The organism is Methyloparacoccus sp. NF-16, from assembly GCF_056880625.1.
In genome coordinates, this window is record NZ_CP174130.1 from 766,245 (window position 1) to 779,887 (window position 13,643).

The following is a 13,643-nucleotide window of genomic DNA, read 5'->3' on the forward strand; positions in this document are numbered from 1 at the left end:
GGTCCGTCCCTTCCGCATGGGTGTCAGACCTTAGCGAATCTATTCCCACGGCATGGGATACGCACAGATTCATCGAGTGCCGAAACACACCTAAAAAAACAACGGTGGACTGGAAGGCGAGCCTGGCGCCCGAAAATCCTGCTGATCAGTGCGGCTAGCCCCCCAGACAAGATGAATGAGGACTTGTGAGTAGCGGCAGAGGCCGTGGCAGTTCTTGACGGCTCTGGCGCGTTGCACGGTCGATCGGCGGATGCGCAGCCTGGGACCGCATGGCGCGCGAGGGCGTGCGCGCCAATACACCAGACACATCGGCACCGGGCCCGCTGGACCGCGTCAACTGGGTGTTCCATGCCAGCCGGGCCAACGAACTGTGGATGCCGGACTTCACCTACGTCAACACCTGCCAGGGTTGGCGGTAGGTGGCCTTGATCATTGACGTATACCCCCGCCGCATCACGGGCTGGCGGGTCAGCCGCGCCATGCGCACCGACTTTATGATGGATTCGCTGGAACAGGCCCTGTACGAAGGCCAGCTGAACGGCCCCGGGTATCGAGGAGGCCAGTTGGTTTAAGTTGAGGCCGATGTGGCGGCCTCACTGGCGAGTTGCCGCCAGTAGTTTGCCTCAGCTTCTGCCGGAGGGATGCCCCCAATCGGCTTGAGCAGTCGGATGTGGTTGAACCAATGCACCCATTGCAGGGTGGCCAGTTCCACGGATTCCCTGGTTTTCCAGGGGCCCCGGCGGTGAATCCATTCGGCCTTGTACAGCCCGTTGATGGTCTAGGAGTCGCCCTTGCTGCCGACCGAGGGTCGGATGCCGGCTTCGGACAGGCGTTCCGTGTACCGAATGGACAGGTATTGCGACCCCCTGACGCCCTTCTAAGTGTCAAGGGGTAATTTGAACCTGGTTGATGTCGCGATTACGTTTCCGAATCAGGCCGAAGACCTCGCGGGCGATGTACCGCTTCAGGCAACGAAGGGCTTCGAGCTTAGAATGTCCCTCGGCAATCCGCTTTGCCACGTAGGCCTGGGTGCGCGGATCGGTCCGCAACCGGCCGATAGCGATGATGTGCAGCGCGCTGTTGGCTGCTCGATCACCGCCGCGGTTTAGGCGATGCCGGGTAACTTTACCGGAGGAGGCCGGCACGGGACTGGCGCCGCAGAGCGCGGCGAAGCTGGCTTCCGACTTCAAGCGCTCGGGGTTATCGCCGGCCGTCAGTAGCAACTGTGCGGCCGATTCATAACCGATGGAGTTTCGCGCAATCAGGTCGGGCGCCAATTCCTGGACCAAGCCTGCAATCATGATATCCAGGTCGGCAATTTCGTCATGGAGTTCCAGATAGCGCCGCGCCAAGGATTTCAGGGTGATCCGGTAAGCCGAGGCCACCTGACGATAATCGGTCAGATCAGGACGCCAGGCGGCCAAGGTCCGGATGAGTTGCATGCGGGTCAGGGTTCTGAGGGACTCACGCAACTCATCGGGAGCTGCCACGATGGTGGTCTGGATCATCTGGAGGGCGACGCGGCGGGCGGCTACTGCGGTCTTACGACACACCTTCAGGACCCGTAGGGACTCAATCATGCCGTCCCGGCGCTTGGGCGTCACCGTGCGCGTGCCCGCGAAGGCAGCATGGGCGGCGTTTTGCGCATCGATGACATCATCCTTGCCTCGTTTACGACGATCCGTTTTGTCAGGCGTGGTCACCTCCAGCACCGTGACGCCGGATGTCTGCAGGAACCGCAGCAAGCCGGCGCCATAGGTCCCCGTGCACTCCACGCCGACGCGGATGACCTCGCCAAAAGATCGCATCCAGGCGAGCATCTGTCGGTAACCTTGGCGAGTGCTGGCAAAGCACTCGGTGCCCAATACGTGATCGTGCTCATCGACCACGGCGGCCATGTGCAGGTCTTTATGCGTGTCGACGCCGCCAACCACGCGGCGATTGATGGGATGCTGATGCTCAGACATGAGAACTCTCCGGTTCTGGACCCTGGGGAATGGCGTTACCTGAACCAAATGTCTGGACAAGACAGTAAAGCGACAGGACGTCAGGCCCTTCTCGAGTCACAGGCACCGGCGAGGTCTTGCCTCACCGCAAAGCGTTTCCAGGTGGCCGACAGGTCCGGGGAAAGACACGGAGTTCAGTCGATCGGAGTGGGGGGCAAGCCGCCTGGAACACATCGCAGTGCCCTATCATCCCTGGCTGGTCGATCGTTGTGAGAATCAGGCCGCCCAGGAACCACGGGCGAAGACATTCTTACTGTCCGAATGGTGCACCAGGGCATTGGCAGCGGGCTGACGCTCGTACAGGGCCTGCTCCAGCGCATCAAGCACGAAGTCCGTCTGCATGGTGCGGCTGACGCGCCAGCCCACGATGCGCCGGGCAAACACGTCGACGACGAAGGCCACGTACAGCCAGCCCTGCCACGTGCTGACGTAGGTGAAGTCCGACACCCACAGTTGATTGGGACGCTCGGCCTTGAACACCCGATTGACCCGGTCCAGCGGGCACGGCGCTGCTGCATCTGGCGTGGTCGTGCGAACGCTCTTGCCTCGACGCGCGCCCTGCAGCCCCAGGCGCCTCATCAGCCGCTCGACCGTGCAACGCGCCACCCGGATGCCTTCGCGGTTCATCTGCAGCCAGACCTTGTCGGCACCGTAGACCTGCCAGTTGGCGTGCCACACGCGCTGGATGTCAGCCGCAAGGGCCTGGTCACGCTGGGCGCGGGCGCTGCGCAGTTCAGGCCGGCGCCGGCGGGCCGCGTGGCGCCAATAACACGACGGGGCCATCTGCAACACCTGGCAGATGGACTCGACCCCGAACATGTTGCGGTGCTGGTCGATGAAGCGCTTCAGCTCTTCAAACGGCGGTCGAGCTCCGCCTGGGCGAAAAACGCGCTGGCGGCCTTGAGGATGTCGTTGGCGCGGCGCAGCTCCTTGTTCTCACGCTCCAGTTGCTTGAGGCGTTCGCGCTCGCTGCTGCTCAGGCCATCACGCTGGCCGGCATCGACTTCCTCGCGCTTGACCCAGTCCAGCAGCGTCTGCGGCACGCAGCCAATCTTGGGCGCAATCGATTCCACGGCTGCCCACAGCGACGGGTAGTCGCCCCGGTGCTCTTGCACCATGCGCACAGCGCGCTCGCGCACCTCGGGTGAGAACTTTGTTGACTTGTTCATGGCTCCATCTTCTCAAGTGTTGGAGCCTCCTCAAAACCCGGGGCCGTTCATTTCGAGACCCGAGAGCAGGCCAAGCAAGAGATCTTCGAGTACATCGAAGTGTTTTATAACCGGCAGCGCAAGCATTCGACACTCGGTTATCGAACTCCCGTCGAGTTCGAGCAACTGCACCGAAAAGCTGCCTGATTTTGTGTCCGGAAAAGTCTTGCCAGATCAGCGATCAGCAGCGCGGCCAGCAGGGTTCGCAGGATGGACAACATGGTTGCAGTACTCCGGTATGGGGCATGTTGAAGCTTGGGGTCGCGTGTCCCGCCCGTTCGTGAGCCACGACAGCCGGACAGCGGGCGGGGGAGTGTGTCGGATGCGGCGGCTGCGGGCAACCCGGCATCGCATCCGGCGGCCTGTGCGGGGGTGGGGAGCGGTTGGTCGGTCCCGCCCTGGTTATGCCGCCGTGACTCAGTGGTTGTCCGTCCAGCGGCTCCGCTCGACGTCTCGCGGCTGGGGCGTCGGTTGCCCCAGGCTGAGCAGGATCACCTCGTCCCCCAGCAGGTGGATGCTGCCGGGCCGGCGGTTATCGCCTGTGTCGCTGTATTCGAAGGCATAGACCCGCAGCCAGCAGAGCTGGCCGGTGCGGTTGCGCTGTGGTCGCATGCGCACGAAGGCGATGGTTTCATCCAGCAATTGCAGTCCTTCCGCCTCGCAGGCGGCGTGGACGGCCACAAGCCCGGCTTCCCGCGCCCGCATGGCGCTGTACCAGTAGCCGCCAATGCCGGCGATCAGCCCGGCGATGGCGAGATCAGCCAGCATCATGGCGTGTCCGCTTCCCTGGGGTGCAGCAGGTCGGGGCCATCGTTCCGGGGATTGTTGACCACGGTGCTGACCGGATGGAGGCTTATCCGCGCCGCCGGGCAGGCCGCCAGCAGCGGCTGCAAGGCGGCGGGATCGGTTGTGCCCGGATCCAGCCAGTCGGCATATCGGTCGGGTGGCAGGATGACCGGCATCCGCTCATGGATGGGCCGCATGCGGCTGTTGGCGGCGGTGACCAGGATGGAGCAGCTGTCCAGCGGCGTTCGCCCGTCGCGCGTCCAGTGCTCCCAGATGCCGGCGAAGGCGAAGGGTTGCCGGTCGGACAGGTGGACATAGTAGGGCTGCTTGTGGCCGTCCGGCTGCGGTTGCCATTCATAGAAGCCGTCGGCGGCGATCAGGCAGCGCCGATGGCGGAAGGCGGAGCGGAAGGCCGGTTTGTCGGCGACGGTCTCGGCGCGGGCGTTGATGGTCGAGTAGGCCGTCTTCGGCTCGTCGGACCAGGCCGGCACCAGCCCCCATTTGAGCAGCGCCAGCTGGCGATGACCGTCGCGGCCCAGCCGGGCCACCAGGATGCGGCTGCCGCGCGCGATGTTGTAGCTGGGCCGGTCCTCGGGGTGGCCCTCGGCGTCGAAGAGCCCGGCGAATACCGCGACCGGCGAGTAACGGACAAAGCGGCCACACATCCCGGCGATCCGTGGCGGCTAGCGCTGGCGCCCGGGCGCCGGGCCCCGGTTGCCGGCGGGCAGCGCTCGCGCTATGCGGCAATGCATGATCAGCCGGCCGGGGCGGTCTTGGCCCGGTGTCGATAGAACCGCAGCGGCTGCGCCGCCACCTCGTTCATCACGGTGCGCTTGATCCTGCCCACCACGTGCATTTCGCAGGCCTTGCAGTCGAACTGCAGGGTCAGCCGCTCCTTGCCGTTGACCAGTTGCAGCGGTTCGGCCTTGATGGTGCCCTGGACGCCGGTTACGCCCCTGGTCTGCTTCGGGCACAGCGACAGCGAGTAACGCACGCAGTGCTTGGTGATCATCAGGCTCGCCGCGCCGGTTTCCTCGTGGCTTTCGTAGGCGGCCTCGACCAACTGGACGCCATGCTGCAGGTAGAAGCGCTGGGCCGCATGGTTGTAGACATTGGCGAGATAGCTGAGGCTGTCGCCGGGATACCGGGCGGGCGGCGCCACCGGGATGGCGCGGGGCAGGCGGGTCCAGGCGTCGGCGCGGGCCTGTTCCAGCGCGGCGATGCCGTCGCGGCGCAGGGCGTTCAGCAGCGCCGCCGGCCAGAAGCCGGGCCGGTTCCGCTCCAGCGGCTGCACGACAATGTCCCGTGCCGCGAACAGGGTGTTGCCCAGCTTGCTGAGGGCGTCCCGTATCGTGGCTTCGGCACGGACCGGGTCGCGGGCGGCCTGGCGTTCGTGGGGCCGCTCGACATAGGCGCCATGGCCATCCTCGTCGCGCACTTGCAGGGCCAGTCCGGTGGGCGTTTCGATCAGTGCCAGATCCACGCCGATGCGCCGCTCCGCCGTGCGGTCGCTCTCCATCAGCCTTTCCCAGGCCATGTCCCGGCTGCGGGAAAGCTCCACGCCTTTCCGCAAATCCTTGAATGCCGCCATCGGCTCGTTGGGGAACGCCCGCCAACGTTGACCGCCCACGGCTTCGGCGGTGTTGACCCGGAAGCCCCGCAACTCCCTCTGCAAGTCGAAATAGGTCAGGGTATCGCCGTTGTTCAGGGCCGCGACGCCCTCGTGCAATTCCACCTCGAGATGATCGGCGGCGGTCTTCTGCACCCAGCCCAGCGGCAGCCCGGCGTGTTGCGGCGTATCGAAGGCGCCGATGTCCTGCTGCCGGCCGTTGACGAAGTAATCGGTGCGGCCCCGGTTGTAGCTGCGCTCCGGGTCGGGGGTGAAGAACAGCCGGGTCGTGCCGCCGGAGGCCCGGCCCAGGTCGGGGCGTTCTTCCAGCAACTGGTCCAGCAGCCGGCGGTAATGGCCGGTGATGTTCTTCACGTAGGCCAGATCCTTGTAGCGGCCCTCGATCTTGAAGCTGCGCACCCCGGCGTCGACCAGCGCCCTGAGGTTGCCGCTCTGGTCGTTGTCCTTGACCGACAGGACGTGCTTCTGGTGGGCGACGATGCGGCCCTGGCCGTCCAGTACCTCGTAGGGCAGGCGGCAGGCCTGCGAGCAATCGCCGCGGTTGGCGCTGCGGCCGGTGTGGGCGTGGCTGATGTAGCACTGGCCGCTGTAGGCCACGCACAGCGCGCCGTGGATGAAGAACTCGAGTGCCGCCCGATCCAGCACGGCCGCCACGGCGCGAACCTGGTCGAGCGTCAGTTCGCGTGCCACCACGATCTGCGAGAAGCCGGCGTCCTGCAGGAAGCGGGCCTTCTCCGGGGTGCGGATGTCGCACTGGGTGCTGGCATGCAGCTGGAGGGGCGGCAGGTCCAGCGTCAACAGGCCCATGTCCTGCACGATCAGCGCATCGGCGCCGGCCTCGTGGACCTGCCAGGCCAGGCGGCGGGCGGTTTCCAGTTCGTCGTCGCGGAGGATGGTGTTGAGGGTGACGAAGACGCGGGCATCGTAGCGGTGGGCATGGCGCGCGAGCCGTTCGATGTCGGCCACGGCGTTGCCGGCGTTGTGGCGGGCGCCGAAGCCGGGACCGCCGATGTAGACGGCGTCGGCACCGTGGTTGACGGCGGCGATGCCGATAGCGGCGGTCCTGGCCGGCGCCAGCAGTTCGAGAGAGTGGGGGGAGGCGTTCATGGCGGGATGTCGGTGGGGAGAACGGCGGCGTTATGGTAATGCAAAGCCGGCGGCGGATTCGTGATCATGCCGGATGACGGGCCGGCTTTCCCTCTGCCGGACCAGCCCGTGGCCCGGTGTTCGCGAGCCCGCCGCCGGCGCAGATGGGTCCGCCGGGCAGGACTGAAAGTATTCAGTCGAAAATAATTCTGGCAAATATTTTGCGTCGATACCATAATGTCCGCGGCGGGATCGCCTTCCCGCGGACCTATGATCATGATGTTGAGGTACTACAACCATGAAAGAACAACTATTGAGCTTCACACAGGCGGGATTCCTGGGTCTCTGCATCGCCGGCGCGCCTGCCTGGGCGGCCACCGATCACCTCAAGTTCAAGGATGTCGAGGCCGAGTGGAAGGGACGGGCCAAGACCCTAGAGATCGAGATCGAGACCCAGGGCGGCATCCCCATGGATGGCAAGGCCGGGGCCTTTGGCTATGGTGCCCTGACGGATGGCGCCAACAATGTCCTGGTGCTGACCACCCATCTGCCCATCGACGACAGCACGCATGAACAGCTGCCCAGCGGCTTTCACACCCATGTGCTGGATCTGAAGCCGCCGACGCCAGCCTGCGCGGGCGCGAATTTCGAGGTCGACCTGGAAAATTCCGGCAAGAACAAGGCGTTCGATGCCGACTACACCTGGTCCATCCAGGGCGACGAAGTCAAGCTCAAGAACGTTCCCGCCGCCGACCTGGGGGATGCGGGTGTCGAGAGCATCGTCAGCTTTACCATCAAGCCGCTGCTGGACAGCCAGCAGAAGCCGACCAACCTCTGTATCACCGTGGTCGACCAGATCTGAACTTGCCACTTGAGCACTTGGCCGGCGGCGCCCGTTCCGGGCCCGCCGGATTTTTTTGCCCGGCATAAACCGCATCGGGCATCCTCCGCTGCACCCGCTGGGCCACCCGGAAGCCTGCACCGCCTCAGTGCGCCTCGTCCCAGTTGGCGCCGGCACCGATGTCGACCGCGAGCGGCACCGACAGCGATACCGCCTCCGCCATCAGGCCCCGTATGGATTCGGTGGCCCGTTCGAGAGCGTCCTCCGCCACCTCGAAGACCAGTTCGTCGTGCACCTGCATGATCATGCGCACGCCGCAATCCGAGGACTGAATCCAGCCGTCCACGGCGATCATCGCCGACTTGATGATATCCGCGGCGGTGCCCTGCATCGGCGCGTTGATGGCCGTGCGTTCCGCGTACTGGCGGCTTTGCGCGTTGCGGGAATGGATGTCCGGCACGTACAGCCGGCGTCCCAGCAGCGTTTCCACGTAGCCGCGCGCGCGGGCGGTTTCCCGGCTCTGATCCATGAACGCCTTGACGCCGGGGTAGCGTCGGAAATAGATATCGATGTACTCCTGCGCCAGCCCCCGGTCGATGCCCAGCTGCCTGGCCAGACCGAACGCCGACATGCCATAGATCAGGCCGAAATTGATCGCCTTCGCCGAGCGGCGCTGATCGGCGGTCACCGCCTCCGGGGCGACGCTGAACACGTCGGCCGCCGTGTGGCGATGCACATCGGTGCCTGCGGCAAAGGCGGCGCGCAGGCTGGCATCGCCGGAAAAATGCGCCATGATGCGCAGCTCGATCTGCGAATAGTCCGCCGCCAGGATGCGGTGGCCGGACGGAGCGACAAAGGCCTGGCGAATGCGGCGGCCTTCGGCGGTGCGGACCGGTATGTTCTGCAGGTTGGGATCGGACGATGACAGCCGGCCGGTGGCCGCTACCGCCTGGTGATAGGAGGTATGCACCCGCCCGGTCCGCGGGTTGATCTGCTGCGGCAGCTTTTCGGTGTAGGTCGAGCGCAGCTTGGCGACCGAGCGGTAATCGAGGATCAGGCGCGGCAGGTCGTAGTGCTCCGCCAGTTCCGCCAGCACCGATTCGTCGGTCGAGGGCTGTCCCTTGGGCGTCTTCTTCAGTACCGGCAGCTGCAGCTGATCGTAGAGGACGGCCTGGATCTGCTTGGGCGAGCCGAGATTGAACGCGCCACCGGCAACCTCGTGCGCCGCCTGCTCGATGTCCTGCAGCCGCTGCTCCAGCTCGCGGCTCTGCGCGGCCAGCTTGAAAACGTCCACCAGCACGCCGGTGCGTTCGATGCGGGTGAGGACCGGCACCAGGGGGATTTCCAGGGTCTCGTAGACCCGCTTCAGCTCCGCCTCGGCTTCGAGCCGCGGCCACAGATGCTGGTGCAGGCGCAGGGTGATGTCCGCATCCTCGGCCGCGTAGGCGGTGGCGTCGGCGATCTCGACCGCCGCGAACGGCATCTGCTTGGCGCCCTTGCCGGCGACATCCTCGTAGGTGATGGTGGTGTGTCCCAGGTAATGCCGGGCGAGCGAATCCATGTCATGGCGGCTCGCGGTGCTGTTCAGCACATAGGATTGCAGCATCGTGTCATGGCGGATACCGCGCAGGGCGATGCCATGATTGGCGAGCACATGGGCGTCGTACTTGAGGTTCTGTCCGACCTTGGCGCGCCGGGGGTCTTCCAGCAGCGGCCGCAGCCGCGCTAGCACGGCATCCCGCGACAGCTGCTCGGGCCGGCCGGGATAATCGTGCGCCAGCGGCACGTAGGCCGCCTCGCCGGCGGTCATGGCAAACGAGACACCGACGATGTCCGCCTGCATGTAGTCCAGGCTGGTGGTTTCGGTATCGAAGGCGAACAGCTCGGCCGCGGCCAGCCTTGCCAGCCAGCGCTCCAGGTCGGCTTCCGTCAGCACGCAGGCGTGGCGCGTCTCGATCCCGCTGCGCGGTGCCGCCGGAGCGGGATCGCCGTCGGCCTCCAGCTGCCGCAACCAGCTGTGGAATTCCAGTCGTGTCAGCCAGGCGCGCAGCTCGGCCAGGTCCGGCGGCGCGCAGCCCAGCTGGTCGGGCGTCAGCGGCAATTCCAGGTCGCAGCGGATGGTTGCCAGCTGCCGCGACAGGGGAATCTGTCCGAGCGAGGCGCGCAGGTTCTCGCCGACCTTGCCGGCGACCGTATCGGCCCGGGCCACCAGTTCGTCCAGCGAGCCATGGTCCTGCAGCCATTTGGCGGCGGTCTTGGGTCCGACCTTGGGCACGCCCGGAATGTTGTCGGCGGTGTCGCCGACCAGGGTCAGGTAGTCGACGATGCGTTCCGGTGGCACGCCGAACTTGGCGATGACGCCCTCGCGGTCCAGGCGGGTATCGGTCATGGTGTTTTCCAGCGTGATGCGGTCGCTGACCAGCTGTGCCATGTCCTTGTCGCCGGTGGAGATGATCACGTCATAGCCGGCCGCCGCCGCCCGCACCGCCAGGCTGCCGATGACGTCGTCGGCCTCCACGCCGGTCTCGATCAGCAGTGGCAGCCCCATGGCGCGGATGACGGCATGCAGGGGCTCGACCTGCGCCCGCAGGGCATCCGGCATCGGCGGGCGGTGGGATTTGTAGGCTTCGAACAGATCGTCGCGAAAGGTCCGCCCCGGCGCGTCGAAGACCACGCCGATATGGGCGCCGGGATAGGCCGACAGCAGCTTGCGCAGCATGCTGGCGACGCCCAGTACCGCTCCGGTCGGCTCCTCGCGGGAGTTGGTCAGCGGCGGCAGGGCATGGAAGGCACGGTAGAGGAACGACGAGCCGTCGACGAGGACGAGGGTGCGGGCAGGGTTGGACATGCGGACCATGGCGCGGGGATGAGGTGGCGGCATTCTAGCAGTCCCCCCGCCCGACACCCTGCCACCCCGCTGCGGCACCGAAGGCCGGCAGCCGGACGGTTGCTTGCCGGTCCTCAAGCCAAGTGTGAGAATACTCGCCTTCAAGCCCCGGCCCGGCGAGATTGGCGCTCGTTCGGGAAATGGGCAAGCCTGGTTCCGGCACGGCGCGGGAGCCGGCCACCTCATCCGTCCATCGAGCGAGCCACCCGATCATGAATACACCCTGGATTGCCCCCTCCATCCTGTCTGCCGACTTCGCCCGCCTGGGCGAGGAAGTGGCCAATGTTCTCAAGGCCGGCGCCGATGTCGTGCACTTCGACGTGATGGACAACCACTACGTGCCCAATCTCACCATCGGCCCGCTGGTCTGCGAGGCGCTGCGGAAGTACGGCGTCACCGCGCCGATCGACGTGCACCTGATGGTCAAGCCGGTGGACCGCATCATCCCCGATTTCGCCAAGGCCGGCGCCACCTACATCACCTTTCATCCGGAAGCCTCCGAGCACGTCGACCGCACCCTCGGCCTGATCAAGGATTCCGGCTGCAAGGCCGGTCTGGTGTTCAATCCGGCCTCGCCCATCGACGTGCTGGAATACACGCTGGAAAAGATCGACATGATCCTGCTGATGTCGGTCAACCCCGGCTTCGGCGGCCAGAAGTTCATCCCCTATGTGCTGGAGAAGGCCCGCCACGTCAGCCAGATCATCCAGGCCTCGGGCCGCGACATCCGCCTGGAGATCGACGGCGGCGTCGGTCCGGCCAACATCCGCGAGATCGCCGAGGCGGGGGTCGACACCTTCGTTGCCGGTTCCGCCGTGTTCGGCGCCGGCAAGGACAGCGATCCCAACCGCTACGACAGCATCATCCAGGCGATGCGCGACGAACTTGCCAAGGCCCAGCCGCCGAAGGCCCATGCCCACTCCGGCGGATGCTGCGGCGGCGGCCATCACTGATCGTCTTTGATCTGGACGGCACGCTGGTCGACAGCGCGCCGGATCTGGCCCATTCGATCGACGCGATGCTGACCCGGCTGGGCCGTCCGCCCGCCGGGGAAGGCAGGGTGCGCGGCTGGATCGGCCACGGCATGCCGATGCTGGTCAAGCGGGCGCTGACCGGCGAGCAGTGGCCGGTGGCGGAGCCGGAGGGCTTTGCCGACGCGCTGGCGCTGTACATGGATATCTACGGCGCCAACCTCAGCCGCCGGACCCGGCTCTACGCCGGGGCCCGGGACTGCCTCGAGCGCCTGCGCGCCCGCGGCTACCGGCTGGCCTGCGTCACCAACAAGCACTCCCGTTTCACGCGCGACCTGCTGGAGCAACTGGGCGTGGCCGGGTATTTCGAAGTCCTGGCTTCGGGCGACCAGTTCCAGCATCACAAGCCGCATCCCGAGCCTCTGCTGAAGACCGCCGAGCGGCTTGGCGTCGAGCCCGCGCAGGCGCTGATGGTCGGTGATTCCCCGGCGGATGCCGAGGCTGCCCGTGCGGCCGGCTTCATGTTCGTGGCCGTGCCCTACGGTTACCATGGTGGCGCGGGCGCGGCGGCACTGGCGCCGGATGCCGTGGTCGAGAGCCTGGCCGAATTGCCGGAACTCGTGGACGCCGCGCCGGCGCTCAGCCCGTGACCCTTTCCCGACGGCTTTCGCCGATGGCATCAACCACCTCCAGACCGAAGCGCACCCATGACGCCTGAACAGTTCGAGCGCTACGCCCGCGAGGGCTACAACCGCATACCCGTCACCCGCGAGGTGCTGGCCGACCTCGACACGCCGCTCAGCGCCTATCTCAAGCTGGCGGACGCGCCGTACTCCTATCTGTTCGAATCGGTCCATGGCGGCGAGCAGTGGGGGCGCTATTCGATCATCGGCCTGCCTTGCCAGACCGTCATTCGCGTGCGTGGCCCCGCGATCACCATCGAGCGCGACGGCCGCATCGAGGAGAGCCTGGCCGTCGGTGATCCGCTGAGCTGGATCCGGGATTTCGCCGCCTGTTACCGGGTGCCCGCCATTGATGGCCTGCCGCGCTTTACCGGCGGGCTGGTCGGCTACTTCGGCTACGAGACCATCCACTACATCGAGCCGCAGCTGCGCAGCGACAAGCCCGATCCCATCGGCGCACCGGATATCCTGCTGATGGTGTCCGAGGACGTGCTGGTGTTCGACAACCTCAGGGGCCGGTTGCTCGTGATCACCCACGCCGATCCTGCCGAGCCGGACGCCTTGGTGCGCGCCGAGGCGCGGCTCGACGGGCTCATCCGCGAGCTCCGCCAGACGCGCCTGCCGGAAAGCCGGCTGGCGTCGCCGCGCGCGGTCGAGGAGACCGATTTCGTGTCCGGCTTCACCCAGGAGGGCTTCGAGAAGGGCGTGCGCCGCATCAAGGACTACATCGTCGAGGGCGATGTCATGCAGGTGGTGCTGTCGCAGCGCATGTCCATCCCGTTCGCGGCCGCGCCGCTGGACCTCTATCGGGCACTGCGCTGCCTGAATCCCTCGCCGTACCTGTTCCAGCTCAACCTCGGCGATTTCCAGGTCGTCGGTTCCTCGCCGGAGATCCTGGTGCGGCTGGAGGACGGCGTGGTCACCGTCCGGCCGATTGCCGGCACCCGCCGCCGCGGCAAGACGCCAGAGGAGGATCTGGCGCTGGAAAAGGATCTCCTGGCCGATCCCAAGGAGGTCGCCGAACACCTGATGCTCATCGATCTCGGCCGCAATGATGCCGGCCGGGTGGCCGAGACCGGCTCGGTCAAGGTCACCGACCGCATGATCATCGAGCGCTATTCGCACGTGATGCACATCGTCTCCAACGTCACCGGCCGTCTGCAAGGCGGCAAGGATGCTTTCGACGTGCTGCGCGCCACCTTCCCGGCCGGTACCGTCAGCGGCGCGCCGAAGATCCGGGCGATGGAAATCATCGGCGAGCTGGAACCGGTCAAGCGCGGCGTCTACTCCGGCGCGGTCGGCTATGTCGGCTGGTCCGGCAACCTCGATACCGCCATCGCCATCCGTACCGCCGTCATCAAGGATGGCACCCTGCATATCCAGGCCGGCGCCGGCGTGGTGCACGACTCCATTCCGCTCAACGAGTGGGAGGAAACGCTCAACAAGGGACGCGCCGTGTTCCGAGCCGTCGCCATGGCCGAGGCCGGGCTGGACCAGGGATGAGCGCTTCGCCTGCCACTGCCCCGGCCCGACCCGCCGGTACCC

Annotated in this window: 9 protein-coding genes, 4 pseudogenes and 1 other annotated feature; of the genes and pseudogenes, 6 read left to right on the forward strand and 7 right to left on the reverse strand. The window is 66.2% G+C overall.

Annotated features, from left to right (window positions below):
- Positions 1–223: 223 nt before the first annotated feature.
- Positions 224–533 (forward strand): annotated as a pseudogene (locus ACH5N8_RS03775) (DDE-type integrase/transposase/recombinase); the annotation flags it as partial.
- 35 nt (positions 534–568) lie between these two features.
- On the opposite strand, the pseudogene ACH5N8_RS03780 reads toward ACH5N8_RS03775, so the two are convergent.
- From ACH5N8_RS03780 to ACH5N8_RS03790, 3 genes and pseudogenes are all read right to left on the reverse strand, one after another.
- Positions 569–868, reverse strand: a pseudogene (locus ACH5N8_RS03780) (IS3 family transposase); the annotation flags it as partial.
- A gap of 16 nt (positions 869–884) precedes the next feature.
- On the reverse strand, positions 885–1,967 hold the full coding sequence (locus ACH5N8_RS03785) for an IS110 family RNA-guided transposase (RefSeq protein WP_483281294.1): 1,083 nt from the start codon (positions 1,965–1,967) through the stop codon (positions 885–887).
- Positions 1,968–2,261: 294 nt separating this feature from the next.
- A pseudogene (locus ACH5N8_RS03790) lies at positions 2,262–3,175 on the reverse strand (IS3 family transposase); the annotation flags it as partial.
- Positions 2,781–2,897 (reverse strand) — a sequence feature (AL1L pseudoknot). It overlaps the preceding pseudogene by 117 nt.
- Positions 3,176–3,226: 51 nt before the next feature.
- Between ACH5N8_RS03790 and ACH5N8_RS03795 the strand changes: the two are divergent.
- Positions 3,227–3,361: pseudogene (locus ACH5N8_RS03795) on the forward strand (IS3 family transposase); the annotation flags it as partial.
- A gap of 270 nt (positions 3,362–3,631) precedes the next feature.
- Here ACH5N8_RS03795 and ACH5N8_RS03800 read toward each other — a convergent pair.
- The 3 genes from ACH5N8_RS03800 to ACH5N8_RS03810 form a co-directional block, all read right to left on the reverse strand.
- The gene (locus tag ACH5N8_RS03800; RefSeq protein ID WP_483282563.1) at positions 3,632–3,985 is read right to left on the reverse strand and encodes a DUF3301 domain-containing protein; all 354 of its coding nucleotides are present in this window, start codon (positions 3,983–3,985) and stop codon (positions 3,632–3,634) included.
- Positions 3,982–4,665 carry an SOS response-associated peptidase gene (locus ACH5N8_RS03805; RefSeq protein ID WP_483282564.1) on the reverse strand — a complete coding sequence of 228 codons (684 nt, stop codon included), beginning with the start codon at positions 4,663–4,665 and terminating at the stop codon, positions 3,982–3,984. The genes ACH5N8_RS03800 and ACH5N8_RS03805 overlap by 4 nt, the downstream gene beginning before the upstream one ends.
- Positions 4,666–4,754: 89 nt before the next feature.
- Positions 4,755–6,737, reverse strand: coding sequence for a peptidase U32 family protein (locus ACH5N8_RS03810; RefSeq protein ID WP_483282565.1), 1,983 nt, complete (start codon positions 6,735–6,737; stop codon positions 4,755–4,757).
- Between the two features lie 277 nt (positions 6,738–7,014).
- Here ACH5N8_RS03810 and ACH5N8_RS03815 point away from each other — a divergent pair, with 277 nt between their 5' ends.
- Entirely contained in the window at positions 7,015–7,578 is a 564-nt protein-coding gene (locus ACH5N8_RS03815; RefSeq protein ID WP_483282566.1) for a hypothetical protein, read from the forward strand.
- Positions 7,579–7,702: 124 nt separating this feature from the next.
- Here the strand turns inward: ACH5N8_RS03815 and polA are convergent, their stop codons facing one another.
- Positions 7,703–10,405 (reverse strand): DNA polymerase I, encoded by a 2,703-nt coding sequence (gene polA, locus ACH5N8_RS03820; RefSeq protein ID WP_483282567.1) that lies wholly within the window; start codon positions 10,403–10,405, stop codon positions 7,703–7,705.
- A gap of 251 nt (positions 10,406–10,656) precedes the next feature.
- Between polA and rpe the strand changes: the two genes are divergently transcribed.
- The 3 genes from rpe to trpE are packed head-to-tail and all read left to right on the forward strand — an operon-like array spanning position 10,657 to position 13,601.
- A complete protein-coding gene (gene rpe / locus ACH5N8_RS03825) occupies positions 10,657–11,397 on the forward strand; it encodes a ribulose-phosphate 3-epimerase (RefSeq protein ID WP_483282568.1) in 741 nt (246 codons plus the stop codon).
- The gene (locus ACH5N8_RS03830) at positions 11,373–12,065 is read left to right on the forward strand and encodes a phosphoglycolate phosphatase (protein ID WP_483282569.1); all 693 of its coding nucleotides are present in this window, start codon (positions 11,373–11,375) and stop codon (positions 12,063–12,065) included. The genes rpe and ACH5N8_RS03830 overlap by 25 nt, the downstream gene beginning before the upstream one ends.
- Positions 12,066–12,122: 57 nt before the next feature.
- The gene (gene trpE / locus ACH5N8_RS03835; protein WP_483282570.1) at positions 12,123–13,601 is read left to right on the forward strand and encodes an anthranilate synthase component I; all 1,479 of its coding nucleotides are present in this window, start codon (positions 12,123–12,125) and stop codon (positions 13,599–13,601) included.
- Positions 13,602–13,643 lie beyond the last annotated feature (42 nt).

Bases quoted from the DNA above. Each gene is read 5' to 3' on its own strand.
- ACH5N8_RS03785 (WP_483281294.1), bottom strand. From the start codon at position 1,967: ATGTCTGAGCATCAGCATCCCATCAATCGCCGCGTGGTTGGCGGCGTC.
- ACH5N8_RS03800 (WP_483282563.1), bottom strand. From the start codon at position 3,985: ATGATGCTGGCTGATCTCGCCATCGCCGGGCTGATCGCCGGCATTGGC.
- ACH5N8_RS03805 (WP_483282564.1), bottom strand. From the start codon at position 4,665: ATGTGTGGCCGCTTTGTCCGTTACTCGCCGGTCGCGGTATTCGCCGGG.
- ACH5N8_RS03810 (WP_483282565.1), bottom strand. From the start codon at position 6,737: ATGAACGCCTCCCCCCACTCTCTCGAACTGCTGGCGCCGGCCAGGACC.
- ACH5N8_RS03815 (WP_483282566.1), top strand. From the start codon at position 7,015: ATGAAAGAACAACTATTGAGCTTCACACAGGCGGGATTCCTGGGTCTC.
- polA (WP_483282567.1), bottom strand. From the start codon at position 10,405: ATGTCCAACCCTGCCCGCACCCTCGTCCTCGTCGACGGCTCGTCGTTC.
- rpe (WP_483282568.1), top strand. From the start codon at position 10,657: ATGAATACACCCTGGATTGCCCCCTCCATCCTGTCTGCCGACTTCGCC.
- ACH5N8_RS03830 (WP_483282569.1), top strand. From the start codon at position 11,373: ATGCTGCGGCGGCGGCCATCACTGATCGTCTTTGATCTGGACGGCACG.
- trpE (WP_483282570.1), top strand. From the start codon at position 12,123: ATGACGCCTGAACAGTTCGAGCGCTACGCCCGCGAGGGCTACAACCGC.